The following is a 13823-nucleotide window of genomic DNA, read 5'->3' as shown; positions in this document are numbered from 1 at the left end:
GCACCGGAGTGACCGGAGCGCTCGCCCCACCCGGCTGCGGAGACCCCCCTCAGGCCTCCGCGCGCGGACCGTTCCGCGTGGCGCCGCGCAGTCGCCGGAGCACCGTCTGGATGCGGGGGTGGCGTTCGTGTACGACCGCCGAGCGGCGGTCGAGCTCTTCACCGAGGCGTTCCGTGCGCTTGTCGATGTCGAGTTCGTCGAGGATGCGGTCGATCTCGGCGAGGAGGGCACCGTGCAGCTGCCACTGCCGGGGATGCTCCTGGACGTTCGCGAGCAGCAGGTCGGCCACCCGGTCGCGTGTCGCGCGACTGCGGCCGAGTGCCTCGGCGAGGCGTTCCTCGGCCTCCTCCCCGCTGGCGGCGATCGGTGTCGTGATCATCACCGCGAACCCCTCGATCGCGTCCGACATCTGTCCGAAGAGTTCCCGCAGGAGTACGGCCACGTCCTCCGGGAAGAGCGCCTCCTCGGTACGTGCCTTGGCCAGGTCGGTCAGGGTACGTGTCAGTACGCGCAGCACCACGGCGCAGATCTCCAGCGTGTCGAGTCCTGTACGCAGGACCACGCGGTACAGCAGCCCCTGGCGGACCCGGGGGTTGAGCATCAGGCTCTCCTCGGCCTGCCGCAGCGAGGCGTCCACCTCCACGATGTCGTGGTCCAGCCGACGGGCCTCGTGCAGGCGCGCGGCCGCCTTCGGAACGGGGTGGTTGCCGCCGATCTCCTCACCGAGGGTGCGGAACATGCTGCCCATCCGCTCCCCCATGCCGCTGATGGAGGCGCCCGCCGACTCGACCCAGACCGGCGGCGCGAACAGGAGGTTGAACAGGAGCCCGACCCCCGCCCCGACAAGGGTCTCGAACACCCGCTCCCAGGCCGTGTCGGCGACCTGCGAGACACCGAGCACCAGCATCGCGCTGATGGCCACCTCGACCACGAACTCGTTGACTCTGACGCAGCGCCCGATCAGCAGCGAAGTGAAGATCGTCAGACCCAGGCTCCACCAGCTCAGCCCCACCAGGGAGCTGAACCCACTGGCGATGAGTACGCCGACGATGACCGAGTTCACCCGTCGGATCCCCGTGGTGAGCGTGGCGTAGAGCGTCACCTGCACCACGAGGAGAGCCGTGAGGGGGGCGGTCAGGGGTGCCGGATGTGGCTCGGGCAGCGCCCATTGGGCCACGACGAAGGCGATGACGGCCGCAGCGGTGGACCGCAGGACCTGCGTCGCGGCGGGCTCGGTGGTGCGCTGCACGAGCTTGATGACGGGCGCGGGCGCCGATACTCCAGGCATTCCTTGACGGTGCCCCGTTCCGGGGCGTCGCAGCGGTCGGGAGGGCAGGCACGCTCCGTACGGACGCATCCCGGGTGCCCGTGCGTACCCGCGGTGCGGGCCCGGCGGTGTGGGGGGATGGTGGAGGTATGGCTGTCTCACACATTCCCCCGAGTTCGCCCGCCCGCCCGCTCACGCCCCCCGGCGAGACGCCTCCGGGCGAAGGGTGCATCAGCGAGGCGCACGTCGAACGTCCGGACGGCGGCATCTGGGAGCATCCCGCTTTCTGGGCCGCGACCGTGCTGTTCGGTGCGCTCGTCGTCGCCGGCTACTTCATCGCCCGCATCTTCGGCTTCACGTGAGGTTGCGCGTCGAACCGCACGTGGTGGGGGCCGCGCATGAGTGGCCGAGAGACGCTGGACACGCTGCTGGAGCTGCACGGGACCACCTACGCGGCCGAGGCGGGCATCCGGCTGCGCGACACCCCTCAGCCGCTGTACCAGCTCCTGGTGCTGAGCGACCTGCTGAGCGCGCGTATCCGCGCCTCGGTCGCCGTGGCTGCCGCCCGGGCGCTGTTCGCGCACGGGATGCGCACCCCGCGCCGGATGGCGGACGCGACGTGGCAGCGGCGTGTGGACGCGCTGGGCGAGGGCGGGTACCGCCGGTACGACGAACGCACCGCGACCCAGCTGGGTGACGGCGCCGTTCTCCTGCTCGACGGACACGGCGGGGATGTGCGGCGCCTTCGCGGGGACGCCGGGGGTGACACCGGAGCGTTGCGCCAGGCGCTGCAGCGCTTTCCCGGGGTGGGTCCCACAGGTGCGGACATCTTTCTGCGCGAGGTGCAGACGGTGTGGCCCGAGACGGCCCCTTACTTCGACGCGAAGGCCTTGCAGGGTGCGGAGCGGCTGGGTCTGCCCACTTCGTCGGCGGGGCTGACACGGCTGACGAAGGGCCGGGATCCCGCGGTCCTCGCCGCGGCTCTGGTGCGGGCCGCACTGGACAGGGACGTCGCGGCCTCGGTCGCCGCGTCCTGAGGTCTTCCGGGCATCAGCGCGGGGGGCGTGGCGTGCCCGGCTTGACGGAGCGGCCCTCCACGAGTGCCCGGCGGATCCGGGCGGCACTGGCCCTCGCGTGCGCGGTGGTCGCCGTACGGTCGGCTACCGCGGTGACGAAGCGGTGTGTGGGGCGCAGACACTGTCCGCACGGGGTGTCGGTCGTGACCAGGTAGCCGTCCTCGCACTGCGGGTCCGCGCACCGGCCCGGGCTCACCAGCGCCTCGGCGATCTCCTGCGGGGCCCAGCGGCGCCGGCCGTCCTCGTCCTTCTCGTGGAGGGCGTGGGCCCAGCGGACGTTCCACCGCCGTTCCACCCGGTCCAGGAGCTGGTCGGGGGTGCGGCGGGCCAGCTCCTGGTGGACCAGGTCGTACACGGACGGGGGGGTGCGGTGGGCGAGCGCCTGGAGCAGCGGCTGCGGAAATGCCTGCAGGACGTAGCCGACGGGGGTGGTGGCGCTTCGCTCCTTCCACTTCCGGCAGCTGCAGGGGCCCTCCGCGGGCAGACGGTTGCCGCATCGGCCGCACTGTCCGCGGCATTCCGCGCAGAGTCCCCCGTCGAGGCCGTCCAGCTGGGGTGCGGGAGCCCGGCCGCATTCACGGCAGCAGGCGGCGCAGGGGCCGCAGAGGCGCTCGTTGCCGAGGTGCGTCGACCACTGCCGCTGCTGGCAGCGGCAGCAGAGGGCGCTGTTGCAGTGTTCGTGGTGGGCGGCGCCCGGCTGCCGTCCGGGTTGCGGAAATGACATTGCTGCGTTCTCCAGGTGCGTGGCGAGGAGCGATCAGGTCCTGGCCGGGTCGACCGAGCGTGCGCGAGGGCCCGACAGCGACCGTACCGCCCTGTGCGGGTCCCGCGCGGCGCTCTGCCGCGATCGAGTCGATTGTCTCGCACCCGGAGCGTGCGTGGCGTGCGTGGGTCAGGGGTGCAGGCCGCTGACCACGTTCGCGGTGGCGGTGATCCCTTCGTGGATGGTGGGCGCCATGCTCGTACCGGCCATGAGGAAACCGAGCAGCGCGCAGACGATCGCGTGCGAGACCTTGAGTCCGCCGTTGCGCAGGAAGATCACCGCGAGGATCAGCAGGAAGAGCACCAGTGAGATCGAAATGGCCATGGCCAACCTCCTCCGCCGCGCCGGAATTGCGGCATTCGGCCGCCAGTGTGGCGCAGCGGGGAGGCCGTCCGGCGGACTGGCATGTCCGCCGAACGGGTGTTGACGCACAGTGCCCCTAGGTCGACGGGAGGGAAGAGACCAGAAAAAGGGCGTTATGCCCGATTTGGGCGTCTGTACCCTCCCCTCGACGGGCGCTAGTCGCGGTGGCGGAGGAAGGATTCGAGTCCGGCCAGGTCGTCGGTGTTGAGGTGGTCCACGTTTGCCGCGAGCAGCTCGGTCCACACCGCGTCGCGGGCGGGCCCGGCCGTGTCGGGGGTGGCCCAGAAGCGGACGCGCTGCTCCTTGGCGTGGGCGGCTGCGACGAGGTCCCGCAGCCTGTCCCGTTCGGCGGCGGGGAAGGGGCCGATGCCCTGCCAGCTGAAGCTCTGGGTCCAGTTGGCGCTGATGAGCGGGATGAAGGAGGCGGGCGCCGCCGTGCCGAGGTCGTCGAGCCGGCCGTCGTAGAAGGCGTACCGCGTGGGCTGCGCCTCCATCGGGACGCGGGCGGCCCGGTCTCCCGAGATGACGGGGGTGACGGCTCCGGTGCGGACCCGGCCGTGGCTGTAGCGGGTCAGGATGTGGCGGTGGCGCCGCAGTACCTCGTCGAGTGCCAGGTAGGCCGCGGCGCCGTCGGTCTTGATGTCGATCAGCAGTTGCAGTGGCGTGCGGTGTCCGGCGTGGACCGTGCCGTGGTTCGCCCTGACCCGGGCGAGCAGCGGGTCCAGGTAGAGCGAGGTGAGGGTGCGGGCCGGGTCGAGGCCGCTCTCCTCGTGGGCGACGAGCAGTTCGCCGTCGACGAGGAAGATGTCCGCCTCGACACTGGTGAACCCGTGCGCGAGAGCGTCGTGCAGGGGGTGCGGGTGCAGGTAGTCGTTATGCGCGTGTGCGTGGGTCAGCGGGCGCGGGCCCCGCGGCCGGGCGGGCGCCGCCGCGGCCGTCTGGGCGGGAATGAAGGCGCCTGCGGCTGCGGTGGCGAGTGCGGTGCTGACGACTCTGCGGCGGGTCAGGTGTGCCATGGGGTCTCCCTGAAGCGATGAGCGGGCAGAGCGGGCGGGGGGACGCGACGAGTATGGAGCCCGGGCCGGGCCGAAGGGCAGGTACCTGCCAAGAGTTGGAAGGGTCGTCGTCCGCCGGTCGGCTGCGCTGCGCCTGCTGTTACCCGCGTGCCCGGCGTAGGCACACCGGAGCGGGGGCACGTGGGCACGTGCCCCCGCTCCGGGTTCCGCCCTACGGGGCCGCCAGCTCCACGAGTTCGGCGACGGCCTCACGGTGACGTCCCGCAGTGCCGTACGCGATCGAGTCGGCCTTGGCCCGCTTCAGGTACAGGTGCACGGGGTGCTCCCAGGTCATGCCGATCCCGCCGTGCAGCTGGACGCACTCCTCCGCCGCGTGGACGGCGACCCTGGAGCAGTACGCCTGGGCGACCGCCACCGCGAGCGGTGCGTCGGGGCTGCCGGTCGCCAGGGCGTCCGCCGCGTTCCGGGCGGCGGCGCGGGCGGAGACGACCTCCAGCCAGAGCTGGGCCATCCGGTGCTTGAGCGACTGGAACGATCCCACCGGCCGGTTGAACTGGTGGCGTTCGCGGGTGTGCCGGACGGTCTCGCTCAGACACCACTCGGCGAGCCCGAGCTGTTCGGAGGCGAGGAGTCCGGCACCGCTCAGCAGCCCCTTGGCCACGGCCCGCGTCGCGGGCCCCGGCGCCGCGAGAAGCGTTCCGGCCGCCCCGGTGAGGGTGACGGCGGCGAGGGGGCGGGTCAGGTCGAGCGCGACGAGCGGCTCGACGGCGACACCGCCGGTGCCGGTCGCGACCGCGTAGAGACCGTCGGCGGTCGGCACCAGGAGCACGTCGGCCGCGGCTGCCTCGGCGACACCGGTCACGGTCCGGTCGAGGGTGCCCGTCATGGCCGCCGCGGCGTCGGCGGCGGGTGTGGCGAACGGCAGGGCGAGGACGGCGACCTTGCGGCCCGCAGCCAGGTCGCCGAGGAGTTCACCGACCGGGCCGTCCTGCGTGTCGAGCGCGAGGAGGGTCTCGGTCGCGACGACCGCGCTGGTCAGATACGGGGCGGGGGCGACGCTGCGGCCGAGCTCCTCCAGGACCACGGCGGCTTCTCGGTGGGTGGCGCCCTGTCCGCCCAGATTCTCGGGCACCAGCAGCCCCGCCGCGCCGATCCCGGCGGCCAGCGATTCCCAGAGCCGCAGGTCGTACGGCGTGTCGGACTCGATCCCGGCGATCACCGTCGGCGCGTCGGCCCGGTCGTCGAGCAGGGAGCGCACGGCGGACCGCAGGTCCTCCTCGGTCTCCGAGTAGAGCAGGTCGGGCGCCTGCGCGGGTTCGTTCTGTGCGTTCATCGGGCGAGATCCTTCCAGGCGACGTCCTTGTCGTTACGCGGTTCGACGGGCAGGCCGAGAACGCGCTCGGCGACGATGTTGAGCAGGACCTCGCTCGTACCGCCCTCGATGGAATTTCCCTTGGAACGCAGATAGCGGTATCCGGCGTCGCGTCCGGTGAAGTCGACGATCTCGGGGCGGCGCATGGTCCAGTCGCTGTACAACAGACCTTCGTCACCGAGGAGTTCGACCTCCAGCCCGCTGATCTCCTGGTTGAGGCGGGCGAAGGCGAGCTTCATGCCGGAGCCCTCGGGGCCGGGCTGTCCGGCGACGAGCTGCTGGCGCAGCCGCTCACCGGTGAGCCGGGCGACCTCGGCCTCGACCCAGAGGGTGACCAGCCGCTGATGGAGGTCGTGGGTCCGCAGCTCGGGGCGTTCGCGCCAGGTCTCGGCGACGGTCCCGATCATGCCGCCCTCGCGCGGGATCCGGGCTCCGCCGATGGAGACGCGCTCGTTCATCAGAGTGGTCTGGGCGACCTTCCAGCCGTCACCGACGGGTCCGAGCCGCCGGCTGTCGGGGATGCGTACGCCGGTGAGGAAGACCTCGTTGAACTCGGCCTCGCCGGTGATCTGGCGCAGCGGCCGCACCTCGACACCGGGGTCGGTCATGTCGCAGATGAAGTAGCTGATGCCCCGGTGCTTGGGGACGTCGGGGTCGGTGCGGGCGATGAGGATCGCCCAGCGGGCCACATGGGCGCTGGAGGTCCAGACCTTCTGTCCGTCGACCACCCAGTCCTCGCCGTCACGGACGGCGCGCGTACCGAGTGCGGCCAGGTCGGATCCGGCGCCCGGTTCGCTGAAGAGCTGGCACCACACCTCCTCGCCGACCCACAGGGGGCGCAGGAAGCGCTGCTTCTGCTCGTCGGTTCCGTAGCCGAGGATCGTCGGCGCGGCCATGCCGAGACCGATGCCGATGCGGCGCGGGTCGTTGTCGGGGGCCTGTGCGGCGGCGAGTTCGGTGTCGACGACGGGCTGCAGGGAGCGCGGTGCGTCGAGTCCGCCGAGCCCGAGCGGGTAGTGCACCCAGGCAAGGCCGGCGTCGAAGCGGGCCTTGAGGAAGTCGGTGCGGTCCGTGGTGGCCGGAGGGTGCGCGGCCAGGAGTTCCCGGGTGCGCCGGCGGATCTCCGCCGCGTCGATGGCGGTGCTCATCGGGTGCCTCCTGCCGGAAGGACGACGATACGGCCGGTGCTCGTGCCGTCGGCGACCCGCTGGACGCCGCGTGCGGCGTCGGCCATCGGGAGCCGCTCGCTGACCAGGGGCTTGACGACCCCTTGCGCGGCGAGCTTGCTGAGCTCGTCGTGGCAGGCACGGACGGCGGCCGGGTCCTTGGTGTTGTACAGGCCCCAGTGGAGGCCGACGATCGAGTAGTTCTTCACCAGGGCGTGGTTGAGGCCCGGGGTGGGGATGGTTCCGCTCGCGAAGCCGACGACGACGACGCGGCCCTCGAAGGCGATGCACTTCACGGACTTGGCGTAGGCGTCCCCGCCGACGGGGTCGTACACGACGTCCGCGCCGCGCCCGCCGGTGGCCTCCTTCACGGCCGCCACGATGTCCTCGCCGCGGCGGTCGATGACGAGGTCGCAGCCCAGTTCGCGGGCGATCGCGGCCTTCTCCGGTCCGCCGACGACTCCGATGACGGTGGCGCCGGCCGCCTTGCCGAGCTGGACCGCCGCGCTGCCGACCCCGCCCGCGGCCGCGTGCACCAGCAGGGTCTCGCCCGCCTGCAGGTGGGCGCGGCGGTGGAGGCCGAACCATCCGGTCTGGTAGCCGATGTGCAGTGCGGCCGCCTCGGCGTCGTCCAGTACGTCGGGGACGGGCAGCAGCGTGGCCTCGTCCGCCACGACGTATTCGGCGAAGCCGCCGTCGGGCAGGGCGGGGGTGGCGAGAACCCGGCGCCCGTCCTCCGTCTCACCGCAGATCTCGACTCCGGGCGTGAACGGCAGCGGGGGCCTGACCTGGTACTGCCCGCGGCAGAGCAGCGCGTCGGGGAAGTTGATGTTCGCCGCGAGTACCTTCAGCAGCACCTGCCCGTCGCCGGGCGTGGGCCGGGCCGTCTCTTCGAGCTCCATCACCTCGCTCGGTTCGCCGTTCCGGTGCACTCGCCATGCCTGCATGAGGGGCCTCCACAACACTGTCGGCATTACCACTGCTCCGGGGCATACTAAGCGGTCGCTTGCTCGCCTGGGAACACTTCGGGCCATGCCGTTCGAGGCCGGTACGGGAACGCTCCGGACGCCACGGCCGCGGCCGTCCCGGAAATGCCCGGGCGCGACAGCCGCGAGTACTCCCGGTGCCGCAGCCCGCCTGGTTCAGGAGCGCTTCGGTTTGGCCCTGACGTGCATCCGCTCACCCTGAGGGCCGAAGAGGCTCAGGAATTCGACCGGCCCGTCGCCCGCGGGCCCGAACCAGTGCGGCAGCCGGGTGTCGAACTCGGCCGCCTCGCCGGGGCCCAGCACCAGGTCGTGCTCGGCGAGCAGGAGCCGCAGCCGGCCGGAGAGCACGTACAGCCATTCGTACCCCTCGTGGGTGCGCTGCTCGGGCGACTCGCAGGAGCCCGCCTCCTGGACGAACTTGTACGCCTGGAGCCCGCCCGGCCTGCCGGTGAGCGGCAGCGCGGTCCGCCCGCCCACCACGATCGGCTTCGCCCTGACCCGCGGGTCCCCGACGGGCGGCGCGCCGACCAGGTCGTCGAGCGGCACCTCGTGGGCCCGCGCGATCGGGAGCAGCAGCTCCAGACTGGGACGCCTGCCACCGGATTCCAGCCGGGAGAGGGTCGACACGGAGATCCCCGTCGCCTCGGAGAGCGCGGCGAGCGTCACCCCCCGGTCCTTGCGCAGCCGGCGCAGCCGTGGGCCGACTCCGGTGAGTACGGCGTCGAGCTCGGGGTCTTCCTGGGTCTGTTCCTTCATGCCTCCATTCATGCCGATGATTGCGGATTCGGCAAACAGCCTTGTCAAGCATGGACGGTGACCGTTCCGCGGAAGGTGCGGCGGTACGGGCGGCGGCCGGTCACCACCGTCCGACGGCGGCAGCTGGTCGTCACCCCTGACGGGCGCCCTCAGCGGGCGAAGACCTCGAAGACGACGGCCGGCCGGCCGCCGAACCGTTCGGAGGCCGCGCCGGTGGTGCCGGCCAGGAAGGTACGGCAGTACGCCTCCGGGTCCTCGTCCGTCAGCGCTTCGATATAGGTGCGGTGGGCCAGCAGCGACTGGACCGAACGCTCGAATCCCGGTGTCGCGTCGACGGCGTGTGTGGGCCTGTCGGTGCCCGCGACGGCCACCCAGCGCACCCCGTCCCACGGGTCCAGCCCCTGCTCGGCCAGTTCCGGGAAGATCCAGCGGTTGCCCGCGTCACCCGCGGCGTCCAGCGTGGCCCGGCCGACCGCACGGTGGTCGGGCGTGTTCCAGGCGATACCGCCCCAGGTGTCGCGGTGGTTGAGGGTGATGAGCAGTTCCGGCCGGTGGCGGCGGACGGCCGCCGTGATGTCGCGGCGCAGGGCCGTCCCGTACTCGATCACGCCGTCGCGGTGGTCGAGGAACTCCACGGTGCGGACGCCGACGGCCTCGGCGCTCGCCCGCTGTTCCCGCTCCCTCAGCGGGGCGCATTCGTCTGGGGCGATAGTGTCGATCCCGGCTTCGCCGCGGGTCGCCAGGAGGTATCCGACTTCGCGTCCCGCGTCGGTCCAGCCGGCGACGGCCGCGGCACATCCGTACTCCAGGTCGTCGGGGTGGGCGACGACTGCCAGCGCCCGCTGCCAGTCCGAGGGCATGGCTTCCAGCTGCTCCGTCATGACCGGCAGGCTATCCGGGGCACGGTCCGGGCCGCGTGCATTGCGGGGGCGTAACGGGGCAGGGGAAGCCGGAGTTGCTCCGGTCGGCCCTGACGCGAGCCGGAGCCGCGCGGAATACCCCTGCGGGTATTCTGACCTGTGGGGTGCCCGGGACTCCGTCCCTCCCCCGCTCCGGCGACGAAAGGAACCGCTCGTGACCAGCTCCTCCTCCCTCTCCCCCGCCCAGGCCGCGGCCCGTCTGGAGGAGTTCACCGTCATCGACGTGCGTGCTCCCGGCGAGTACGCGGCCGGGCATGTGCCCGGCGCGCTGAACGTCCCGCTCGACCGGCTCCCCGAAGCGGTGCCGGCCCTGAAGTCGGCCTCGGCCCGCGGCTCCCTGCTCGTGGTCTGCGCCTCCGGGGTGCGCTCCACCCGGGCCTGCGAGATCCTCGCCGATGCCGACATCGACGCCGCCACCCTGACCGGCGGGACCTCCGCCTGGGAGGGCGACGGACACGGCCTGGACCGTCCGGAGGGCGCCCGGGCCACGTGGCCCATGGAGCGCCAGGTGCGGCTCGCCGCGGGCTCCCTGGTCGTGGCGGGCCTGCTGGCCGGCAGGCGCCTCCCCGCCGCGCGCTGGCTGTCCGCGGGTATCGGCGCCGGTCTCGTGTACTCCGCGGTGAGCAACACCTGCGGCATGGCGGCGGCCCTGTCGAAGCTCCCGTACAACAGCGCGCCGCGCTCGGGGGCGGACCTGGACGCCACGCTTGAGGCCCTGCAGCGCTGACCCGCCCCGGGCGGGCAGCCGACTACCGGTCGCTCTCCCCCCGGACGAGCGCGAGCAGGTGGTCCAGCACCCGGGGGCCGCTCGCGCGCAGCCCGTCGTGCTCGTACTCGCTGGTCACCCATGTGCGCAGGCCGCGGATCGAGGCGGCGGTGCTCAGCGCGTGCCCGGCGTCCACGTACATGTCGTCGTGGTAGACGGCCGCCGCCACGGGCACCTCGTTGGCGGCGAGCCGGGCGGTGTCGTACAGGACCGGCCAGTCGGTGCGGGCGGCGAGCAGCTCGGCCGTCTCGCGCAGCGGGCGCAGCGCGGGGTCGATCTCGAAGTGCCAGGGGTGGATGCTCTCGCCGGTGAAGATCAGCGGCCCGTCGCCCGCCAGTGCGGCAATGGCGTCGAACTGCGGGAACTCGGCGCGGACGCGTTCGGCGGACCAGCCGGTGGGCTGCGTGCCCCGGCCGTAGATCGCCTCGTGCATGAGGGCGTACAGCGGGTGGCCGGCGAACGAGGTGGCCGTGCGCATGGCCTCCTGGAAGGTGTCGGAGAGTTCGGTCCCGTGCGGGCCGTCCACGAAGGCGTTCTCCAGGAGGTGGTGCAGCTGGTGGCTGCCGTTGCCGCCGCCTAGCAGGATGCCCAGGGACTGGAACCCCTCGGGCGTCAGCCGGTGGCCGCCGCTCTCCGGGCGGTGCTCGGCGAGGTACGCGGCGATCGCGCGTGCCCGGTCGACGTCCTGCGGGTAGCGGGCGTAGTGGGCGGCGACCTTCTGTTCGATCCGCGGGTACGCGGCCCGGTAGACGTCGTCGGCGTGCGCGTCGAGGGAGGGCAGTCCGCCGGTGATCAGGACGGCTTCGAGCCCTTCCGGGGCGGACGACAGGTAGCGGACCGCGCAGAAACCGCCGAAGGACTGTCCCAGGACGGTCCAGGGTGCCCCGCCGGTGAGCTGCGGGCGGATCAGCTCACAGTCGCGGACGATGCTGTCGGACCGGAAATGGGCCAGGTAGTCGGCCTGTTCACGCGGGCCGCCGCGCAGTGGCAGGGTCTGACGGTTCGCCGGGGTGGACAGACCGGTGCCGCGCTGGTCCAGGAGCAGTACGCGGAACTCCCGCACCGCCCGCCCCAGCCAGGCCTCCGTGCCGACGAAGCGACGGGCGCCGAAGCCGGGGCCGCCCTCCAGATAGACCAGCCACGGCAGGTGCTGGCCGGCGTTCGCGCTCGCCACGGCTTCCCGGCCGAAGATCTCGATCTTCTCGCCGCCCGGGTCGTCGTGATCGAGCGGAACCGTGAACCGGTGATCGGTGAGGACGAGGCCGGGGTGGCGATAGCTGTTCAAGAGTGCTCCTGTATCCGGTGTTTCCCGGACAGTTCAGCACATGCCCCTGCCCCCGGCGGTTCCGGCCCGGGCACCCCGCGCCGCGACGGACTCACGGCGCGCGCCCGGGCGGTCCCGGGAAGTCCGGCGGGCGCCGTTCTCGTGTCCGGCGGCTGCGGGCCGCACGGCCGGGTGGCTACGGACGCGCTGCGAACGGCTGGTGACCGTGGCACGGTGGGCGGCGGAGCCGGGCGGGGCGCCCGTCCACGGGCACCCCGAGGCACCGGGCGGGCCAGTGGCGCGGCTGCCCCCTGACAACCACTCCAGATTGCCAGCGTTTGCCATTAGTCCGCGCATGCAATTATTGTCGACGCCAGTAACCATCGTACGCAGCCCGGCACGGCCCGACACCAGGAAGGACCCCCATGTCCTCGGTCCCCAATGTCACGCTCAACAACGGCATCACCATTCCGCAGCTCGGCTTCGGCGTCTTCCAGGTCCCCGACGACGAGACCACCGCGGCGGTGTCCTCCGCCCTGGACGCGGGCTACCGCTCCATCGACACGGCCGCCGTGTACGGCAACGAGGCGGGCGTGGGCCGCGCGCTCGCGGACTCCGGCCTCCCGCGCGAGGAGCTGTTCGTCACCACCAAGCTGTGGAACGCCGACCAGGGCTACGACTCCACCCTCGCGGCCTTCGACACCGGCCTCGCCAAGCTCGGCCTCGATTTCGTGGACCTCTACCTGATCCACTGGCCCACCCCCGCACGTGACCTCTACCTCGACACGTGGCGCGCGCTGGAGAAGCTGGTGGCCGACGGCCGGATCCGGGCGGCCGGAGTCTCCAACTTCCGGCCCGCCCATCTGCGCCGGCTCATGGACGGGAGCTCCCTCGTCCCGGCGGTCAACCAGATCGAGTTGCACCCCGGCCTCCAGCAGAACGAGCTGCGGGCCCTGCACGCCGAGCACGGCATCGCCACGGAGGCCTGGAGCCCTCTGGCCCAGGGTGCGCTGCTGGACGACGAGGTCCTGGTCGCCCTCGCGGAGCGCCACGGGAAGTCGCCCGCCCAGGTCGTCCTGCGCTGGCACCTCCAGCTCGGCAACGTCGTGATCCCCAAGTCGGTCACGCCCGCGCGCATCCGGCAGAACATCGACGTCTTCGACTTCGAGCTCCCGGACGCCGACATGGACGCGATCGCGGGCCTCGACCGCGGCATGCGCACGGGCCCGGACCCCGACACCCTCAACTGAGGCCCGCCGCCCGGTCCGCCGCGGCACCGGTATCCCGCGAACTGCTCATGACCGCCACGATCCGCGCCCCCACACATGCCCCGGCGATCCGACAGAGCCCCGTGAACTCCGCGGCGCTTGCCGGCCAGACGTATGACCAGGCATACGACCAGAGGCCCTGACCTGGGAGAACGGCGTCTACGCGGCGGCCCACTCATGAGGCCTCCCGCCGAGCCACCGGACCCAGGCCGGGTCGTCGAGCAGTTGGTCGCCGTCGTCGAGTCCGGCACGGCGGAGGAACTCGACGACGTCACGATCGCCGTACGCGATGCCGAGAAGGGACGTGCCGGCGGAGCCACGTACCGAGACTCGGCGGCCACCGTCGGCTCCGAGGCGGTGGACGGTCACGGGCGGGGTCATGACTCCACAGTGCCTCCGCCCGGGGCACCGTGCCAGAGCAGCCACCGCCCTTCGCCGGTCACCGGCCGGCCTCGCGAAGCGTTCGCACGTCCGGGCCGCCTCTCCGTGGACGGCAACGGCTAGCGCCCCCGCCGGTAGCTGCTGCCGTCCTTGGGGCGTACGAGCAGGCCGGCGACCACCAGACAGCGGCGCAGTGCCGAGCAGTCCCCTCGTGCACGGTGAGGAGGGCTTCGTTCACCTCGCGCTCGGTGTAGACGCGGTCGCGCTCGAACAGCGTCTGCGCGAGGTGCTCCAGCAACTGCTCGCGGCGGGCCACCTTCCGGGGGATCGCCGTCAGGCGCCCGCGCGAGAAGAGTGCGGTCACCTGGTGCGAGCTGCGGGTATCGGTGTCGGACATCCCGGCAGCCTCGCAGGTGCCGGACGGACCGGCAACGCGATTATTCCCGCCCCTCCCCATCG

At 72.4% G+C, this 13823-nt stretch carries 15 protein-coding genes and 1 pseudogene; 4 read left to right on the top strand and 12 right to left on the bottom strand.

What is annotated here, in order from left to right; translation table 11 throughout:
* Positions 1-49: 49 nt before the first annotated feature.
* Positions 50-1288, bottom strand: coding sequence for an FUSC family protein (locus OG524_RS35260; protein WP_405386057.1), 1239 nt, complete (start codon positions 1286-1288; stop codon positions 50-52).
* Between the two features lie 128 nt (positions 1289-1416).
* Between OG524_RS35260 and OG524_RS35255 the strand changes: the two genes are divergently transcribed.
* Together OG524_RS35255 and OG524_RS35250 are read left to right on the top strand one after the other, a co-directional pair.
* Positions 1417-1629 carry a DUF6480 family protein gene (locus OG524_RS35255; protein ID WP_405386059.1) on the top strand — a complete coding sequence of 71 codons (213 nt, stop codon included), beginning with the start codon at positions 1417-1419 and terminating at the stop codon, positions 1627-1629.
* 36 nt (positions 1630-1665) lie between these two features.
* Positions 1666-2304 carry an endonuclease gene (locus OG524_RS35250; protein WP_405386061.1) on the top strand — a complete coding sequence of 213 codons (639 nt, stop codon included), beginning with the start codon at positions 1666-1668 and terminating at the stop codon, positions 2302-2304.
* 13 nt (positions 2305-2317) lie between these two features.
* On the opposite strand, the gene OG524_RS35245 is transcribed toward OG524_RS35250, so the two are convergent.
* The 8 genes from OG524_RS35245 to OG524_RS35210 all read right to left on the bottom strand — a co-directional run bounded on the left by OG524_RS35245 (position 2318) and on the right by OG524_RS35210 (position 9646).
* On the bottom strand, positions 2318-3067 hold the full coding sequence (locus OG524_RS35245) for a hypothetical protein (RefSeq protein ID WP_405386063.1): 750 nt from the start codon (positions 3065-3067) through the stop codon (positions 2318-2320).
* A gap of 168 nt (positions 3068-3235) precedes the next feature.
* A complete protein-coding gene (locus OG524_RS35240) occupies positions 3236-3430 on the bottom strand; it encodes a hypothetical protein (protein WP_405386064.1) in 195 nt (64 codons plus the stop codon).
* 194 nt (positions 3431-3624) lie between these two features.
* Complete coding sequence (locus OG524_RS35235) at positions 3625-4485, bottom strand: phosphatidylinositol-specific phospholipase C/glycerophosphodiester phosphodiesterase family protein (protein ID WP_405386066.1); 861 nt, start codon at positions 4483-4485, stop codon at positions 3625-3627.
* Between the two features lie 211 nt (positions 4486-4696).
* Positions 4697-5818: an acyl-CoA dehydrogenase family protein gene (locus OG524_RS35230; protein WP_405812379.1), complete on the bottom strand. Its 1122-nt coding sequence runs from the start codon at positions 5816-5818 to the stop codon at positions 4697-4699.
* A complete protein-coding gene (locus OG524_RS35225; protein WP_405812378.1) occupies positions 5815-7005 on the bottom strand; it encodes an acyl-CoA dehydrogenase family protein in 1191 nt (396 codons plus the stop codon). Before OG524_RS35225 ends, OG524_RS35230 begins: the two co-directional genes overlap by 4 nt.
* Positions 7002-7970, bottom strand: a complete 969-nt coding sequence (locus OG524_RS35220) for an NADPH:quinone oxidoreductase family protein (RefSeq protein ID WP_405386072.1) — start codon at positions 7968-7970, stop codon at positions 7002-7004. The genes OG524_RS35225 and OG524_RS35220 overlap by 4 nt, the downstream gene beginning before the upstream one ends.
* Before the next feature lie 195 nt (positions 7971-8165).
* Positions 8166-8765, bottom strand: a complete 600-nt coding sequence (locus OG524_RS35215; RefSeq protein WP_405812377.1) for a helix-turn-helix domain-containing protein — start codon at positions 8763-8765, stop codon at positions 8166-8168.
* Positions 8766-8914: 149 nt separating this feature from the next.
* A complete protein-coding gene (locus OG524_RS35210) occupies positions 8915-9646 on the bottom strand; it encodes a PIG-L deacetylase family protein (RefSeq protein WP_405386075.1) in 732 nt (243 codons plus the stop codon).
* A gap of 193 nt (positions 9647-9839) precedes the next feature.
* Here OG524_RS35210 and OG524_RS35205 point away from each other — a divergent pair, with 193 nt between their 5' ends.
* A complete protein-coding gene (locus OG524_RS35205) occupies positions 9840-10412 on the top strand; it encodes a rhodanese-like domain-containing protein (RefSeq protein ID WP_405812376.1) in 573 nt (190 codons plus the stop codon).
* 22 nt (positions 10413-10434) lie between these two features.
* Here the strand turns inward: OG524_RS35205 and OG524_RS35200 are convergent, their stop codons facing one another.
* Positions 10435-11736, bottom strand: coding sequence for an alpha/beta fold hydrolase (locus OG524_RS35200; RefSeq protein ID WP_405812375.1), 1302 nt, complete (start codon positions 11734-11736; stop codon positions 10435-10437).
* A gap of 404 nt (positions 11737-12140) precedes the next feature.
* Between OG524_RS35200 and OG524_RS35195 the strand changes: the two genes are divergently transcribed.
* Positions 12141-12965: an aldo/keto reductase gene (locus OG524_RS35195; protein WP_405386081.1), complete on the top strand. Its 825-nt coding sequence runs from the start codon at positions 12141-12143 to the stop codon at positions 12963-12965.
* A 177-nt stretch (positions 12966-13142) separates the two neighbouring features.
* Here OG524_RS35195 and OG524_RS35190 read toward each other — a convergent pair whose 3' ends face one another.
* Positions 13143-13364: a hypothetical protein gene (locus OG524_RS35190; protein ID WP_405386082.1), complete on the bottom strand. Its 222-nt coding sequence runs from the start codon at positions 13362-13364 to the stop codon at positions 13143-13145.
* Positions 13365-13483: 119 nt separating this feature from the next.
* Positions 13484-13761: pseudogene (locus tag OG524_RS35185) on the bottom strand (DUF2087 domain-containing protein).
* Between the last annotated feature and the right edge of the window lie 62 nt (positions 13762-13823).

Source organism: Streptomyces sp. NBC_01520 (assembly GCF_045040375.1).
Taxonomy (GTDB): Bacteria; Actinomycetota; Actinomycetes; order Streptomycetales; family Streptomycetaceae; genus Streptomyces.
The sequence above is the reverse complement of the archived record's forward strand: the minus strand, read 5'-3'. Positions and strand labels throughout refer to the sequence as shown.

What these genes read in the sequence shown, in the direction of transcription:
- OG524_RS35225 (WP_405812378.1), bottom strand. Translation starts at nt 7,005, where the DNA reads ATGAGCACCGCCATCGACGCGGCGGAGATCCGCCGGCGCACCCGGGAA.
- OG524_RS35215 (WP_405812377.1), bottom strand. Translation starts at nt 8,765, where the DNA reads ATGAAGGAACAGACCCAGGAAGACCCCGAGCTCGACGCCGTACTCACC.
- OG524_RS35195 (WP_405386081.1), top strand. Translation starts at nt 12,141, where the DNA reads ATGTCCTCGGTCCCCAATGTCACGCTCAACAACGGCATCACCATTCCG.
- OG524_RS35230 (WP_405812379.1), bottom strand. Translation starts at nt 5,818, where the DNA reads ATGAACGCACAGAACGAACCCGCGCAGGCGCCCGACCTGCTCTACTCG.
- OG524_RS35245 (WP_405386063.1), bottom strand. Translation starts at nt 3,067, where the DNA reads ATGTCATTTCCGCAACCCGGACGGCAGCCGGGCGCCGCCCACCACGAA.
- OG524_RS35260 (WP_405386057.1), bottom strand. Translation starts at nt 1,288, where the DNA reads ATGCCTGGAGTATCGGCGCCCGCGCCCGTCATCAAGCTCGTGCAGCGC.
- OG524_RS35250 (WP_405386061.1), top strand. Translation starts at nt 1,666, where the DNA reads ATGAGTGGCCGAGAGACGCTGGACACGCTGCTGGAGCTGCACGGGACC.
- OG524_RS35220 (WP_405386072.1), bottom strand. Translation starts at nt 7,970, where the DNA reads ATGCAGGCATGGCGAGTGCACCGGAACGGCGAACCGAGCGAGGTGATG.
- OG524_RS35255 (WP_405386059.1), top strand. Translation starts at nt 1,417, where the DNA reads ATGGCTGTCTCACACATTCCCCCGAGTTCGCCCGCCCGCCCGCTCACG.
- OG524_RS35235 (WP_405386066.1), bottom strand. Translation starts at nt 4,485, where the DNA reads ATGGCACACCTGACCCGCCGCAGAGTCGTCAGCACCGCACTCGCCACC.
- OG524_RS35210 (WP_405386075.1), bottom strand. Translation starts at nt 9,646, where the DNA reads ATGACGGAGCAGCTGGAAGCCATGCCCTCGGACTGGCAGCGGGCGCTG.
- OG524_RS35240 (WP_405386064.1), bottom strand. Translation starts at nt 3,430, where the DNA reads ATGGCCATTTCGATCTCACTGGTGCTCTTCCTGCTGATCCTCGCGGTG.
- OG524_RS35190 (WP_405386082.1), bottom strand. Translation starts at nt 13,364, where the DNA reads ATGACCCCGCCCGTGACCGTCCACCGCCTCGGAGCCGACGGTGGCCGC.